The 14539-nt window shown below is 43.9% G+C and carries 13 protein-coding genes and 1 pseudogene; 2 read left to right on the forward strand and 12 right to left on the reverse strand.

What is annotated here, in order from left to right; translation table 11 throughout:
- Window positions 1–107 precede the first annotated feature (107 nt).
- The 11 genes and pseudogenes from NST16_RS20005 to NST16_RS20055 form a co-directional block, all read right to left on the reverse strand.
- On the reverse strand, window positions 108–761 hold the full coding sequence (locus tag NST16_RS20005) for a hypothetical protein (RefSeq protein ID WP_340888485.1): 654 nt from the start codon (window positions 759–761) through the stop codon (window positions 108–110).
- Window positions 762–837: 76 nt separating this feature from the next.
- On the reverse strand, window positions 838–1389 hold the full coding sequence (locus NST16_RS20010) for a hypothetical protein (protein WP_340888488.1): 552 nt from the start codon (window positions 1387–1389) through the stop codon (window positions 838–840).
- 5 nt (window positions 1390–1394) lie between these two features.
- Window positions 1395–3212, reverse strand: coding sequence for a T7SS effector LXG polymorphic toxin (locus tag NST16_RS20015; protein ID WP_340888490.1), 1818 nt, complete (start codon window positions 3210–3212; stop codon window positions 1395–1397).
- A gap of 18 nt (window positions 3213–3230) precedes the next feature.
- A complete protein-coding gene (locus NST16_RS20020; RefSeq protein ID WP_010332154.1) occupies window positions 3231–3491 on the reverse strand; it encodes a YwqI/YxiC family protein in 261 nt (86 codons plus the stop codon).
- A 9-nt stretch (window positions 3492–3500) separates the two neighbouring features.
- Window positions 3501–3923 (reverse strand): YwqH-like family protein, encoded by a 423-nt coding sequence (locus tag NST16_RS20025; RefSeq protein ID WP_010332155.1) that lies wholly within the window; start codon window positions 3921–3923, stop codon window positions 3501–3503.
- Between the two features lie 586 nt (window positions 3924–4509).
- A pseudogene (locus tag NST16_RS20030) lies at window positions 4510–4745 on the reverse strand (DUF1963 domain-containing protein); the annotation flags it as partial.
- A 102-nt stretch (window positions 4746–4847) separates the two neighbouring features.
- Complete coding sequence (locus tag NST16_RS20035) at window positions 4848–6170, reverse strand: UDP-glucose dehydrogenase family protein (RefSeq protein ID WP_168748932.1); 1323 nt, start codon at window positions 6168–6170, stop codon at window positions 4848–4850.
- 182 nt (window positions 6171–6352) lie between these two features.
- Window positions 6353–7117, reverse strand: coding sequence for a tyrosine-protein phosphatase (locus NST16_RS20040; RefSeq protein ID WP_326196629.1), 765 nt, complete (start codon window positions 7115–7117; stop codon window positions 6353–6355).
- Window positions 7118–7169: 52 nt separating this feature from the next.
- Window positions 7170–7883, reverse strand: a complete 714-nt coding sequence (locus NST16_RS20045; RefSeq protein ID WP_326196628.1) for a CpsD/CapB family tyrosine-protein kinase — start codon at window positions 7881–7883, stop codon at window positions 7170–7172.
- A complete protein-coding gene (locus tag NST16_RS20050; RefSeq protein ID WP_010332160.1) occupies window positions 7873–8619 on the reverse strand; it encodes a YveK family protein in 747 nt (248 codons plus the stop codon). The genes NST16_RS20045 and NST16_RS20050 overlap by 11 nt, the downstream gene beginning before the upstream one ends.
- Window positions 8620–8840: 221 nt before the next feature.
- The gene (locus NST16_RS20055) at window positions 8841–8984 is read right to left on the reverse strand and encodes a hypothetical protein (protein ID WP_010332161.1); all 144 of its coding nucleotides are present in this window, start codon (window positions 8982–8984) and stop codon (window positions 8841–8843) included.
- 203 nt (window positions 8985–9187) lie between these two features.
- Here NST16_RS20055 and NST16_RS20060 point away from each other — a divergent pair, with 203 nt between their 5' ends.
- Window positions 9188–10798, forward strand: a complete 1611-nt coding sequence (locus tag NST16_RS20060) for an SWIM zinc finger family protein (protein WP_340888497.1) — start codon at window positions 9188–9190, stop codon at window positions 10796–10798.
- A complete protein-coding gene (locus NST16_RS20065) occupies window positions 10785–13559 on the forward strand; it encodes a DEAD/DEAH box helicase (protein ID WP_340888500.1) in 2775 nt (924 codons plus the stop codon). The genes NST16_RS20060 and NST16_RS20065 overlap by 14 nt, the downstream gene beginning before the upstream one ends.
- A 122-nt stretch (window positions 13560–13681) precedes the next feature.
- On the opposite strand, the gene NST16_RS20070 is transcribed toward NST16_RS20065, so the two are convergent.
- Window positions 13682–14539 (reverse strand): Cof-type HAD-IIB family hydrolase, encoded by an 858-nt coding sequence (locus tag NST16_RS20070; RefSeq protein WP_326218506.1) that lies wholly within the window; start codon window positions 14537–14539, stop codon window positions 13682–13684.

Here is a 14539-nt window from a genome sequence, read left to right on the forward strand (position 1 = left end):
CTCTATGAGGTATTCTTACCTCTGACTTACGAAGACTACTGTCTCAAAAGACTAATTAGATAAATTAAGCCTCATTAAAAAAGCAGGTAGTACAACCTGCTTCTTTATTAGTATTCGTTTTTAATTTCTTTCATAAAAATATTATCTAATTGTTTAATTAATTCTTTAAGCTCAGTGCACATAATATCTTCTAATGGATTTTCCCAATCTTCGTTTTTTATAAGTTCAATGCCATAACTTCCGGTTGGATCCCCATCTGGGTACCATCCTACATCAAGCAACAAGTTTTTTGTCTTATGAGAAACTTGCAGGAGATCTTGATTAAAGTCAAATAACCAAGCATCATCACTTGCCTCTAATGTTTTAGGGTCAGTATCTTTTAATGTAATATAATCGACAGTCCAACCAGCCGGTATCTTTAGCCTTAAGAAATCGGGAACCTGTTGGGTTAGCGGCTGCAAATCTTCTAAAACCCCGCTTCCCACACTCCAGATTTGATATTCTAATTCTTCTAATACATGTTCTATTTTATCAAAAGATTCTACGTCATAAATCTTATCTATTTTTAAGTCAACCACTTTGATATGGTATTGATCATCTTGATATAGTACCTTAATAATGGCATTATGTTTTTCATTTTGCAGTATTAGTAGTTCATATTCTTCTACCGTTCTTTTTTCTGAGTTTAAATTGTTCAGTACTACATACCAACCATCACAGATTTTTAATGGCTGCAATTGAGAAATATGATCTCTGCTCATCTCGCTTCTCCTTGTACTCCACATTGTTATCCTATCTATAAAAAAACTTGCCGATGACAACACGGCAAGTTTCTAACTATAGCAATTCTAATACATCAGTAAACAAGGCATCTCCTAATGTTAATCTTCTGTTGAAAGGCTGTATATGCGGCAATTCACTCCACTCATACACAGTATCGTAGTAATCATACAAATAACTGAGTTCGATAAACCCTTTCTCTTGCATTATCTTATTGATATAGTTCGTTCCCTGAATGAATTCTAAAGATTCAGCGGTCCCTACAATATCATAAGCGCCATCAATTGAATCGTGTCTTAGGGAATAACTATAATTTAGTACATAAACAGGAACCAATTTAGATACTTTCATATTGATTTGCTGTTCTAAATGAAATCCATTTTCTCCAGAAAGATCTTGCAAGTGGATATTGATTTCTCCTGAAGGATTGTTTAAATCTCTAACTTCAATTTTTTTCAAACCTTTTATTTGATTAAATTCATCAGGTACCTTTATTTTCTCTGCACATTTGTTCTTGTACCATTCATCTAATTCCCTATTCACAAATAGCCGATGAAGCAAGTCACCGATTTCAGGATATTCAACAATAAATCTGATTCCATGTTCCATAGTATTTAACCATCCCATCTTCTTGAAGGCTCGCCTTTTTTCGTCTGCTTACCAGTTACAGGATCAAACTCTCCTAAATGCTCTGTTCTTCTGCGGTTCCACTTTTCTAATTTGCCATGTTGGGAATCCCATTGCCAATTAAAACCATCTTTATCTGTCCAAGACTTTCTTTTTAACCTTTCTTTTATTTGTACCATGCCTCTATCTTCCATCCATTTAGTTGGTTCCTTTAAACGGTATCCATTTGAATTGTCTCCAACAATCTTCTCTCTGTCAGCTATCGCAGCATTGTATTCTTCAGTCCGTTTCTTCTTACTGTAGTTAGTACCATTATGAGCAACGTAATCATTTTGAGTCATCCCCTCAGGTTTTTCCAACCATTTAGGTTTTTTTGACTGGCTACTAGCCATCTTCATAATTCCAAGATCTTTCACAGCAGTCGTTCCCACATCTACACGGACTGTCGGGAATCCGAACATGAGACCGTCAGGAGTTACTGGGCGTTCTGCGTACACGCGGACGTTTGTCGGGACTTTGAATTGTTTTACTTTTTCTAGTGTTTTGTTTGCCTTTTGGACTTTTGAATGGGTTGCAAGCGGTATGCCTTTGTCTATATGTTTCGCCAATGCACCAGCTCCAACCAAGCTCAATGCCGCTTCCAGCGCGCCCGATTTCCGCTTCTCCTCAGACACTTTGTTTCCAAACATATCTCTGCCTGTCACGGCTTCAGAGAATCCGTTTGACGCAACGAGGCCGTATGCGCCCATTTCTGACATTTTGAGAATGTCTAAGGATTTGCCGGTTTTGTAGGCATCTAAAGCGTGTTCGGCCGCGATAGCCGCTTTTCCGGTTTTGTAGATGGCTTTTCCGCCTTTGAAGGCGCGGCCTGCCCAGCCGACGACCGGTATGAATCCGGCTGCGGCCATAGCTCCCGCGGTCACACGTTCTGCGGCGGAGAGTTTTTCGCCGGTAACCGGATCAACGCCTTCGGTTGCTCTTTTATAATCATAATAGCCAGTGACTTCTCCAGTAAAGTTGCAAACTCCATCCCATGTTTTTTCATACCACGGTTTATTCGCTTCTTCTTCAGCCTTTTCCTGAAGCCGTCTTGCTTCGGCTTGCTGGGCTTTTGCATCAATATAGGTCGTTCCTTGCTTTTCTACTTCAATCACGCTTTTGTAAACTTCATTGCTGTGGAAGGCTTTTTTATCATAGTACATAGGGGATGCGCTTTTCCCATTGCTGGTGGCCTGCATAAGAACAGAATATTTGGTGAGCACTGAGTTGTCCAAAGATTCTAAATTTTGATATTCAGTGGTCAGGGATTCATCAAGCTTATCGACTGCCGTGATCGTGTCACGTCTGATTTTCTGGGCATCGCCCATCTTATCTGCATAGTCGTCAAGCGTGTACATGTCGAGATCAATAATATCGCTGATGCCTGACAAAATAGAATCGATTTCTGCTTTATGAGCGGAGACAATTTCCGAGGCTTTTAAATCTCCGTTGGGCAGCTCATGATCCAAAAAAGAAGTTTCCACATATGAATCATTCAGTTCTTGATCTTTAATATCTCCTGAAATGCCGTTCAAAAATGCAATCTGAGCAGAGACAAGCGTCAGCCAGCTGTCGACGATTTCCGCCTGTCCCTGAAAGAAGTCCTTAATATTGTCCGCGCCTTTTCCTTTAAAATTGTCACCTAACTCAGCAACTTCCTGAAACGCCTTTTTTAGCGTGTTCAGCTGCTCTTCCAGCGTCTCATATTGCTTTTTTCTATTTTTCGCTTCATCGATTAAAGAATGTGATTCAAATACTTTACTCATCGCACTGCCCTTTCTCTTCTATTTTACTGCGATCGCCTCATCCTGCTCTTTCAGTGAATCAACATTATCCTTCGTATCCTCGATATTTTTCTGTACCGCTTTTTTATAATCTCCGAGCATGGTTTTGATGTTCTCCTCACGCTCATGATATTTCTTCGTATAATCGAGGCTGTTTTTTCCGTTGGATCCTGCGGCGCCGATTGATACGTCAGCAAGCGCATCTTTGACAGACTCTAATGTTTTAATGACTGTGTCGTACTTCAGCTTAATTTCTGACATAAAAAAAGATCACCACCATTTTAGTTTACTAATTTGTCTTCCTGCTTCTTCTACGAAATCTTCTCCTTTAGCAAGAAGGTCGCCTGCGGCATTCGCTGCACTTTTTGTCAAATTCAGCTCAAATTTCTCTGTCTCAAGCCAGAATATTTTGCTTTGAATCGAAGCCATATACTCGTTATATTTATCATTCACAATCTTAGAAGCTTCCGATTTCGCCTCTTCTCTTCCCTTGTCGAAATCATCAGCTTTTGTTCCCGTCCAATGCTTGCCTAATTCCGGTTTCACAATTTCTTTGATTTCAGTGATTGCCTCTTCTTGCAGTGTGTCTATGTCTTTTTTTGCTTTTTTCAGCTTTTCGATCTTGTCTTCCACGTCGGAAATTTTTCCGTTGAGCGAACTTTTGATATCCGCTAGCATACTTTCATAACCCATCTGAATCACCTCTTAATACTCAAAAAGTCGTATGGAGGGGCTGATGAAGAGAGACTTTTCCATACTTTATTTCCATATATTATATTTTAAAATAGCAAGAAGGCGGCTTAAATAGGGTAAAATGCTTAATTTAAGCTTGTAACGCTCTGAATACGGAGGTCTAAAGTCTCTTTTTTGTTCGTTATCAGATCAATGCGAGCGTTTTTTTTGTTGAGAAATTCTAAAGTCGTAGTTAGAAAGACACTTGAAAGAGGCAGATTTTGATGATTTGTTCTTTTCCTTATGTGGTAAAATCTCGTAAGGTTAAAAGGAGAAACGGAGGGATGACAATGAGTTTTTTCAGTCCGATGATGTTATTTTTCGTGGTTTTTCCTTTTCTGTCCTACTTTGTATTTGGAATGGCAGGCACTTTATTGTTTAGAAAACACGGCCTTTGGTCAATGCCTCTTACAGTGCTCTGCTTATTGGTCATATTTATGTTCAGCATTGACTCGGCAACGCCTGATTTTGTTGTGTGGCTTATTTCATTTCCGCTTCTGACCCTATTGGCGGCAGGGGTGACCCTTTGGATCAAAAGCTTGTATGAGCTGCAGTCCCAATTGTACAGAACGTTTGAAAAGTCTTTTCCCCTTAAATCATCAGGTGTGATGAAAAAATTTGCGATGCCGACGTCTCCCTACAACAAATCAATATCATTGTCTGAATCAATTTGTAAAAGCATGATGGGATGTTCTTTATACGCGTATTCCAACCGAATGAATCAAAGAATTCAACTGTCCCTATGCTCGCGTATTGCTCAAACTGAAAATCTGTAGGCAGCACCCTCTAGTTTCAAACAATAGGTAAACCTTAGCGAACATATCCATCGTATACAAAAGATGGATACAAAAAAAGACCGGCATCCCGCCAGTCCTTCCTTTACATCTATGACATTGCACCTGCCGGAACAACCGCTTTCCGGCCTACAGAATAGTATTCCACTCCGGCGGCAGCAGCCTCTTCTAATGAATAGCAATTTCGACCGTCGAAAATCAGCGGCTGCTCCATCAAATCTTGATAATCTGCTAATGGAAATTGTTTAATCTCATCCCAGTCCGTTAAAATCATGACGGCGTCTGATCCCTTAACGGCTTCCGCCATCGTTTTTTTGTATTCAACAGCCTGCGGCAATATATGCTTCGCATGGCTGACGGCAATGGGATCGAAGGCTTTGATATGGGCGTCTAGTGCGGCGAGGCGGTTAGCAATGACAATCGACGGCGCGTCTCTCATATCGTCCGTGTTCGGTTTAAATGACAGCCCTAAAAGGGTGATCGTTTTTCCCGTCACTCCGCCAAGCCTGTTCAGCGCTTTATCAACGAGCATCGCCTGCTGATTGTTGTTGACCTTGATGACCGATTTCAGCAGCTCAAAATCATGCTCGACATTGCCCGCAATTTGCACGAGGGCGTTTGTGTCCTTTGGGAAACAAGAACCGCCGTAGCCAATGCCCGCTTTTAAAAATTGGCTCCCGATCCGCTTATCCTGTCCCATGCCGTATGCGACAGATTCAATATCAGCGCCGACCTTTTCACATATATTCGAAATTTCATTTATAAAACTGATTTTAGTAGCCAGAAAGGCATTTGAGGCATATTTGATCATCTCGGCGCTTCTGATATCCGTTTGGTAAATCGGGATATCAAGCGGAAGAAAGAGCTCTTCAAGCGTTCTGGCGGTGTCCTGATCGGCTGTTCCGATCACAATCCTGTCTCCATGAAACGTGTCATGGATGGCTGACCCTTCACGTAAAAATTCCGGATTGGATGCGATCGATATGCTGACAGGCTCCGCAAGATGTTTGGTAATCAGCTCGTAAATCCAATCATTTGTTCCGACAGGCACTGTGCTTTTTGTTACGACGATCGTATCTCGCGTCACGTGCCGGGCAATACGCTTGGCCACATCTGTAATATGCTCCAGGTTCGCATGCCCGTCGTTCTTTTGGGGTGTGCCGACCGCTATAAAAATAATCTCTGCCTGGTCTAAGCCTTTCTCGTAGCTCGTTTCAAAGCTCAGCCGCCCATCAGCTATATTTTTTCTCATCAGCTCTTCAAGACCCGGTTCAAATATGGGGGAAATCCCTTTTCTCATTTCTTCAATCTTTTGAGCGTTAATATCAATGCAAGTTACATGATGGCCAATCTCAGAAAGAGAAACACCTGTCACAAGACCGACATAGCCTGTTCCGATGACTGTTATATTCATGGTTTCCCTCCAACAGTTAAATTGCTGCTTTACAGCTTCCGTATTATCGTATGAGAACATCCTGACATGAATGCGGATGATCTCCCGGAATCAACCTGTACAGATTTCTGAAATATGATTCAATCATACAATATACTATTATATCGTTCTCACAAAGAAAGTGGGGAAATGAGAATTGCAGATCAAAAGAGCACGAATCGTTTTTTTCTTTTGACCGGCTGCGGTGCCTGCCTGTAAATCGCTTGATTTTGCAGAAGAAGCTCAGCGTTTTCTGTGAGCATATAAGAATATTCCGTACCGAATTCTTTCTCAAGAACACGGAGTGCCTCCTGATAGCGAAAATCTCTTGTTTTCAGATTATGAGCATCTGAAGCTAAGAAATGTATCAGATTGGCTTCAGCCAGCCGCAGCGAAAATGCTTTCATCTGTTTCCCGAAAACTCCTGCGAGGCTTCCGGTTGTCAACTGAGATGCCGCTCCTTTTTCTATAAGATGATACAGCAAGGACGGATTTTCGCGGATCTCGCTATTGCGTTCGGGATGCGCGATAACCGGAATGTATCCTTTCAGCTGCAAATCATAAAAAAGCTGCTCGGCATATCGCGGTACATGATCAAACGGAAACTCAATCAAGATATATTTCGTGTCATTCAGTGACAGCAGCCGGCCCTCAGCCAATTCCCGTTTCAAGTCCCCATAAATTCTGATTTCCTGTCCCGGCAGTACGGTGAGCGGGATCTCCTCTTTCATTAAACGTTTGTTTAACAGGTCTGCCGCTTCTCTGACAGCGGTTTGCTCATTTTCATATGAGCCATTCTTATGATGCGGGGTTGCAATGATGGTTCTGATTCCTTCACGAACAGCCGCCCTGGCCATTTCGATGCTGTCTGCCAGGCTACTTGCCCCGTCATCCATTGACGGGAGGATGTGGCAATGAATATCAATCATTTCTAAGCCTCCTTTTTTCGCAAAAATAAATAACGGGCAGCATGCACGTTATTTATTTTTGTATGAAATTGTCTCCCCTTCCGTAGTAGCCGTAATCAGAGTGCTTCGAGCGCTTCTTGCCGTTCATAATGGCTCCGAGGAGCTTGCTGTTGCACGAATCGAGCGCCTCTTTTGCTTTTGCGGCTTTTTCTTTTTCCGTCTTCCCGCTTGAAACAACCAAAACGGAACCGTCTGCAACGTTCCCTAAAATTTGCGCGTCTGCTACAGGGAGAATAGGCGGCGTATCGAAAATCACCATATCATAGGCCGCACACGCTTCCTCCGAAAGCTCTTCCATCCACTTGGAGGAAAGCAGCTCGGCCGGATTCGGCGGGATCGGGCCGCTCGTCAACACATCAAGATTTTGTTCCTTAGACGTTTGCACAGCCTGCTTCAGTGAGTATTTTTTCAATAAAACGGATGTTAAGCCTGTCATATTTTCTAGTTGAAAGGTGGTATGTACTGTAGGTTTTCGCAAATCTGCATCGATGAGCAAAACCTTTTTTCCCTGCTGTGCAAATACGACAGCAAGGTTAGCAGCTGTGGTAGACTTTCCTTCTCCAGGGCATGCCGAGGTGATCATTACTGATTTCATTTGGCGATCCACTGAAGAAAATTCTATATTTGTTCGAATCGTTCGATATTGTTCTGAATTCAAGGATTTCGGCTCTGTCAGCGCAATGACATTTTTGCGACTCCATGAGCCCTTGCTTTTTCTAAGCGCCAAAATGTCCACTCCCCGCTTTATCAGATTGAATGCCTTTTAAGCTCTTTTCTGTTTTCTGTTCATTGGCAATGGTGGAAACCGTTCCTAATACCGGTATGTCCAGCAATGTTTCGAGCTGCTCTTCCGATTTGATCGTATTATCCAAATGCTCAAGCAGGAAGGCCAGTCCGATGCTTCCTGCCAATCCTGCCGCAAACGCGATGGCGATGTTCAGCAGCGGTTTTGGCGATACAGGCGACGGATGGTCAGAAACCTCAGCTTTTGACAGAATGCTTACGTTGTCAACATTCATAATCGAAGTGATTTTGTCTTTAAAGACAGATGCGACAGTGTTGGCAATGTGAGCCGCCGTTTCCGCGCTCCCGTCTCTGACAGAAATATTGACCACTTGGGAATCCTGCTCACTGGAAACAGTAATTTTTTCATTCAGTTCTTGTGAAGTCATCGACAAGCCCATCTCTTTAATCACTTCGTCTAAAATAGCAGGGCTCTTAATGATGACGTTATACGTATTGATTAATTGAAGATTGGTTTGGACATCGTTAAATTGGACTTCTTTTTGGTCGTTTTTCGATTGATTGACCAAGATCTGAGTTGACTTTTCATAGATGGGTGTAAGTGCGAAGAAACTGATGAATCCGCCGGCAGCAGTCGCAGCTGCGGTTACAATCATAATCAAAAGTATGCGTTTTCTTAACGTTGATAATATGTCTTTTAAACTAATAGATTCTCCCATGATACCTCCAAATCAGCTTAAACATCCTTTTCCATACGATTATACAACGTTAAAACAGCATTTCTCCATCTTTTCACGTGACAATATTCGACAAAAATTTACAAAATCAGTTTTCAGCCTCTATTATGTAAGCGTTCTATTTATTGTCTTGCCAGAGCTGAATCTTTTTCTCCTTCCGTTCATAAATCAGAAAAAAACCCCGCCAAAAACCAGCGGGATTTTTATGTTGCATATCCATTTTTAATATGAGAAATCAAATTTTCAAGCATTTCCTTAGTGGTCATCTCGGATGACTGCTCACCAATATCATGTGCATGCATCAAAATTTTCAGAAATTCTTCTTGATTCAATTTCTTTTCACTCATCATTTTATTCCTTTCAGCTTCCATTAAGTTGAAAACACGATTATTATATGATGCCGGCTCTCGTTTTGCAATCTCTAATACATCATTCGACACATCCCATTTTTTATGTCCTATTTTAGGAAAAACTTTTTCATGCCGTTGTGTTGCGATATAATAGAGAAATTGGATCTTTTTATTACGTGACTCGGTTAGGAGCGATAATCATGCTTCAGAATATGATTTCTAAAGACGATGTGCTGGCATCGGCTGAACAATTAAAAGAGCTTCTTCCTTACAGCGAGGAAAATGTTCAGCTGATCAAAAAAGCCCTTATTTTATATCGGCAGGATTCGGTCTATCGTTTACAAGCAGTGAGTCCGACGGAAGTTACGGCTTACGTGCAGGATGTTGTGCCTGTGCGGGTCACATTGAACTTATTTGTCATAGCCAAAAGCGGCTGTTCATGTCCGTCTGGGAGAATCTGCCGCCATAAGCTGGCTGTTTTTTTATATGTATATGCAATGTTTGAACGAGTGGGAACTTTTACAGAGCACTGGCTGGAGAGGGAAAAGCTTGAAGAAAGCAAAGAGCTCGTCCGGCGTCAATTTCAAGAGAAGGTGCTGCCTAATGAAGAGTCGCTTTCAAGCTGGCTTGCTTTTTTCGATTCAGAGTTTTCTCTTTGGCAGGCACGCACGCCTGAAGGCAGCCAAAACATGCAGGGCCTCTATTACGGCTATCTGTCTGCTTTGAAAAAGCATGCCCCGATCAAGCCGGAGCTGAAAAGTCTATATCAGATTCATTCAGCGATCGCGGTGTGGCTTCGCATGTTTACATTGATTGAAGAAGGAAAACTGGACCCCGAGCGCGATTTTTATTCCCTCAATCCTTATGTTGAACAGCTGATGGATACGATCTACAGCTCAATTGATAAATTAAAGACGTACGCACTGTCGTTTGCACTCGATCCTTTTCTGGAGAAAACGCCGGATGTCATTCGGAATCTCTTATTAAAGGAGGATATTTTTCAATATGAACGCATCCGCATTTTCGGTGAAATTTGGAGCGCGCTGTTGCCGCGGCCGAAATGGGTGGCGCGTGAGCAAGAGATCCTGCAAAAAGAAGCCGGGCGGCGGTTTTCTCCTGAGATGCAATTCGGGCGTCTGCATCTAGAATTTTTGCAGAAACATGATGATGCGATTTTTGCGGAAACCGACCAATTCCCTCCGGAAGCGCTGCCGTATACGTTCCAATGGCTGAGTGAAATCACCGCGAAAAAGGATTGGAAACGGCTCAAGGCATGGTACCTCCGTATTGAATTGATTGCGATTGGTTATACGAAGCTGGATAAGCCGTTCAAAGAAATTCGCGACGTAATTGGCGAGCTCTTCCTTCTGCTGAACGCGTATGTGAAGCAAACCAATGACCATGCACTGTTTGAACGCTATGCAGCAGGCTGTCTGCCGTATACTTTCACAGAATACAGCCATCATTTGTATGAGAAAAAGCGTTATGCCGAGTGGATTGAAATCCACAGTCTTGTTGGCTTTTCCATCTATGAAATAGATAAAACGATGCTCAAAGAAATTGCGGCGAGCGATCCCGAGGCCCTCATACCCGCTTACCACAGAGAAGTGGCCTTTTTCATCGACCAGAAAAACCGCAGCTCTTACAAGGAAGCGGCCCGGTATTTGAAAAAACTGCGGACGCTCTACAAAAAAGCGAAAAAACTGAAGGTATGGGAACGCTATATTCAGCAGCTGAGCTCACATTACAAGCGCCTGCGCGCCCTTCAAGAAGAACTGCAGAAAGGAAAGTTGATTGATGGCGAGTCTTAAAGAAATACTTATTCACGTCGAACAAATGGAAGACGGGTCATTCACGCTCTCAGCCTTTGATGAGAATGAGCAGCCCCTTCCCTACAGCCACATGAAAAAGCATTTGTTTCAATGGCACGAATCCTCATTTTACGGAACATTCCTTGAGGATGTCAGCTTCATCGGGACAACCGCGGTTTTGCTTTCTCCATGGATGACTGTAGAGCTTCTCGGCAAGAACTCGTTCAACTCATTCAGCTCCGTGCAGCTCACAGAAGAAACGGAACCGCTGATTGAGGCAGCGTCCACCATTTACGAATTTATCGCGGACGGCGATTTCCTGCCTGACTATGAAGCATGGACAAACGGTGTTTTTCGCTGGAAGGATCGGGACAGCATACTGGATGGCTTTACTGCGGAATGGTTTTCAGCCGCGGTGCAGGATTATATTCAATATGACGACGAACTGCGTGAGAAATGGGAAAATATCAAAGAGAAATCACCTGCGGTCACAACATTTCGCGGACATTTTCTGGATGAAGAGGATTTTCTCGAAGGCATCGGCTGGGTTGACGATCAAACCCCGTTTACGGTCGGCCTCCGCTTGAACGAACCAGACTTTGACGGCGATGATTGGAAAATCGAAATGTTTTTACGCGATAAAAAGAGCGGCGCGGTTGTATTTTTTGATGGGCTGAAGAGCCTCAAAAAATCGTGGCAGGCCTACAGCGATAAAATCGCACGGGAGCAGGACCGCTTTCATAGAACGGTTCCGTGGCTGTCATTTGATTCCGGCACGACGCTGATTTCAGAGGAAGAAGCCTGGATTTTCCTGTCAGAGGCAAGTGAGACGCTTGTCGATATGGGCGTTGAAATTCTTCTGCCATCCTGGTGGCAGATTGTCAGAGACAGCAGCATGATGCTTAAAGCAAAGGTGTCTTCCGCCCCGCGCGGCGAGTCATTTGTCGGTATGAATGCGCTGCTTGATTTTAACTGGCGGTTTGCGACAAACGGCATTGAGCTGACAGAGGATGAATTTAACGAGCTTGTCGCGAGCAACAGGCGCCTCGTCAATATTCGCGGGCAATGGGTGAAAATAGATCCTCAGTTTATCAAACAGATGAAACGGCTGATGGAGAAAGCGGAATCAGAAGGGCTCCATATGTCTGATATTCTGGCACGCGAGCTGATGGATCAGCGGGAAGGCGGGCTTGAGGATTCAGACATCATGGATACATCCGCTTTTGCCGGTATTCAATTCGACCTGTCAAAACAGCTCAGATCACTGATTCGAAAGCTGACAACTGCGGAAAATTTGCCGGAGCATGAGGTCAGCCCCTCCTTTCAAGGCACGCTCCGTCCGTATCAGAAATACGGCATGAATTGGCTGCTGTTTCTGCGGCAAAGCGGTTTTGGCGCCTGTCTGGCCGATGACATGGGGCTTGGGAAAACCATTCAGATGATCGCCTATTTTCTTCATGTGAAGGAAAGCGGACGGCAAAACACGCCGAATCTGATCATCGCGCCGACATCCGTCCTCGGCAACTGGCAGCGGGAGCTTCAAACCTTTGCGCCCAATCTGTCGGTCGCTCTCCATTACGGCCCTCGCCGTCCGAAGGGAGAAGACTTCACCGGCTATTATGATAACGCGGATGTTGTATTAACCTCCTACGGGCTGTCGCATGCCGATTCTGAAGAGCTTTCTACCGTGACATGGAGCACAATCTGCCTTGACGAAGCACAAAATATTAAAAACGCGCACACGAAGCAATCACGCGCAATCAGAAAGCTGAAGGGCATTCACCATATTGCGCTGAGCGGAACACCGATGGAAAACCGTTTGACTGAGCTATGGTCGATTTTCGACTTCATGAATAAAGGCTATCTCGGCAGTCTGACTGGTTTCCATAAACGCTATGTATTGCCGATCGAAAAGGACCGGGACGAAAAAAGAATCGGACAGCTTCAGCAATTAATCCGGCCGTTTTTGCTGCGGCGGACAAAACGGGATGAGGACGTCGCATTAAACCTTCCCGACAAGCTGGAGCAAAAAGAGTTTATTCCGCTGTCAGCCGAACAGGCGTCTCTCTATGAGCAGCTGGTGAAAGACACTTTTGAACATATGACGTCACTGACAGGCATGCAGCGAAAAGCACTGATCCTCAGCATGCTCGGACGGCTTAAACAAATATGCGATCATCCCGCGCTTTATTTGAAGGAAGACCAAACCGAGCTGCTGGCCGGAAGATCAGTCAAGCTTGAAAAATTGCTTGAGCTGATGACTGCGATCCGCACCCAAAACGAAAGCTGTCTCATTTTTACGCAATATATTCAAATGGGGAACATGATGAAGCGATTGCTTGAAAAAACCTTCGGCGAACCTGTACAGTTTTTGAACGGGAGTCTTTCTAAGCAAGACCGCGATACACTCGTTGAGAAATTTCAAAAGAAAGAATACCCGACACTGATTCTATCGCTGAAAGCGGGCGGAACCGGACTCAATCTGACAGCCGCCAATCACGTCATTCATTATGACAGATGGTGGAATCCGGCTGTTGAAAACCAAGCCACTGACCGGGCATACCGCATCGGGCAGGAGCGATTTGTCCATGTTCATAAAATGATTACAACAGGAACAATTGAAGAAAAAATTGATATGATGCTTGAAACAAAGCAAACACTGAATGACCAAATTATCCAAAGCGAAAACTGGATTACCGAGCTGTCCACAGATGAGCTCGAAGAATTATTCACATTAAGCGCCTCAGCGCAGGCACAATAACCACAAAAAAGCTGGCTCCTAAAAAGAGCCAGCTTTTTTCCGTTCATAGCCGTCACGCCGAATTTCACAGAATCCGTTACGCCGGTTATGTTCAGGATGCACTTTTTTTCGAAAAATAAACTTTACAGCAAATGCCGAATCATATGGGCAACGCCGTGTTCATCATTGGTCAGGGTTACAGCGCCGGCTATCGCTTTGATGTCCTCCCGCGCATTGCCCATCGCTACACCTTTTCCGGCAGCTTCCAGCATGGATTTGTCATTTAAGCTGTCGCCCACGGCTGCTGTTTCATTCATTGGGATGTTAAGCCGCTTTGCCAGTCTTTCCAGCGCCTGCCCCTTGGATGCCTTTTTGGAGGATAACTCAAAGTTATGATCAGCAGAGCTGACAAGTGTCAGATCTTTATCATGCTGGTATCTCTGCCAGCCGGCCTCCAGCTTTTCTTTGAAGAAAGAAAAGCCAAGAATGTTGTAAAAATCAATCTGTTTATCCTCCTCAAAGAGCTCTTGAAACGTGTCGATATAGGCGAAGCCCGATTGACTGTATTGCACCTCGGCTGCCTGTATCAGAACAGAAAGATCAGCCTCTGGATTCGCACTTTTGACCCGGTCAAGCTCAACGTCAAGGAGCTGCCTGCCGTTTTGCTGCGTGTAAATGGCTGAGTCTGTAAAAACCTCGTAATAATAGTTTTCTGACTCGAGCCATGAGAGAATGTCATACGCCCGTTTTTTATCGATTGTTTCCGAATGAAAAAGCCTGCCGTCAGGGTCGTGAATGACGGCGCCGTTCGCACTGATAACCCACGTTTTGATCCCGAGCGGTTGAAAAATGGACACGACATCAAAATAAGCGCGTCCCGTTGATACAACAACCTCAATCCCGTCCTGCTGTGCCTGCCGCAGAGCATTTTCATTTTCTGTGCTTACTTGATGTTTGCTGTTCAGCAAGGTTCCGTCTAAGTCAATCGCAATCAATTTCAC

Source organism: Bacillus sp. FSL K6-1005, assembly GCF_038000225.1.
In the GTDB taxonomy this organism is placed as follows: Bacteria; Bacillota; Bacilli; order Bacillales; family Bacillaceae; genus Bacillus; species Bacillus mojavensis.

Coding starts and splice junctions, on each gene's coding strand:
- NST16_RS20005 (WP_340888485.1), bottom strand. CDS start 761: ATGAGCAGAGATCATATTTCTCAATTGCAGCCATTAAAAATCTGTGAT.
- NST16_RS20010 (WP_340888488.1), bottom strand. CDS start 1,389: ATGGAACATGGAATCAGATTTATTGTTGAATATCCTGAAATCGGTGAC.
- NST16_RS20015 (WP_340888490.1), bottom strand. CDS start 3,212: ATGAGTAAAGTATTTGAATCACATTCTTTAATCGATGAAGCGAAAAAT.
- NST16_RS20020 (WP_010332154.1), bottom strand. CDS start 3,491: ATGTCAGAAATTAAGCTGAAGTACGACACAGTCATTAAAACATTAGAG.
- NST16_RS20025 (WP_010332155.1), bottom strand. CDS start 3,923: ATGGGTTATGAAAGTATGCTAGCGGATATCAAAAGTTCGCTCAACGGA.
- NST16_RS20035 (WP_168748932.1), bottom strand. CDS start 6,170: ATGAATATAACAGTCATCGGAACAGGCTATGTCGGTCTTGTGACAGGT.
- NST16_RS20040 (WP_326196629.1), bottom strand. CDS start 7,117: ATGATTGATATTCATTGCCACATCCTCCCGTCAATGGATGACGGGGCA.
- NST16_RS20050 (WP_010332160.1), bottom strand. CDS start 8,619: ATGGGAGAATCTATTAGTTTAAAAGACATATTATCAACGTTAAGAAAA.
- NST16_RS20055 (WP_010332161.1), bottom strand. CDS start 8,984: ATGAGTGAAAAGAAATTGAATCAAGAAGAATTTCTGAAAATTTTGATG.
- NST16_RS20060 (WP_340888497.1), top strand. CDS start 9,188: ATGCTTCAGAATATGATTTCTAAAGACGATGTGCTGGCATCGGCTGAA.
- NST16_RS20065 (WP_340888500.1), top strand. CDS start 10,785: ATGGCGAGTCTTAAAGAAATACTTATTCACGTCGAACAAATGGAAGAC.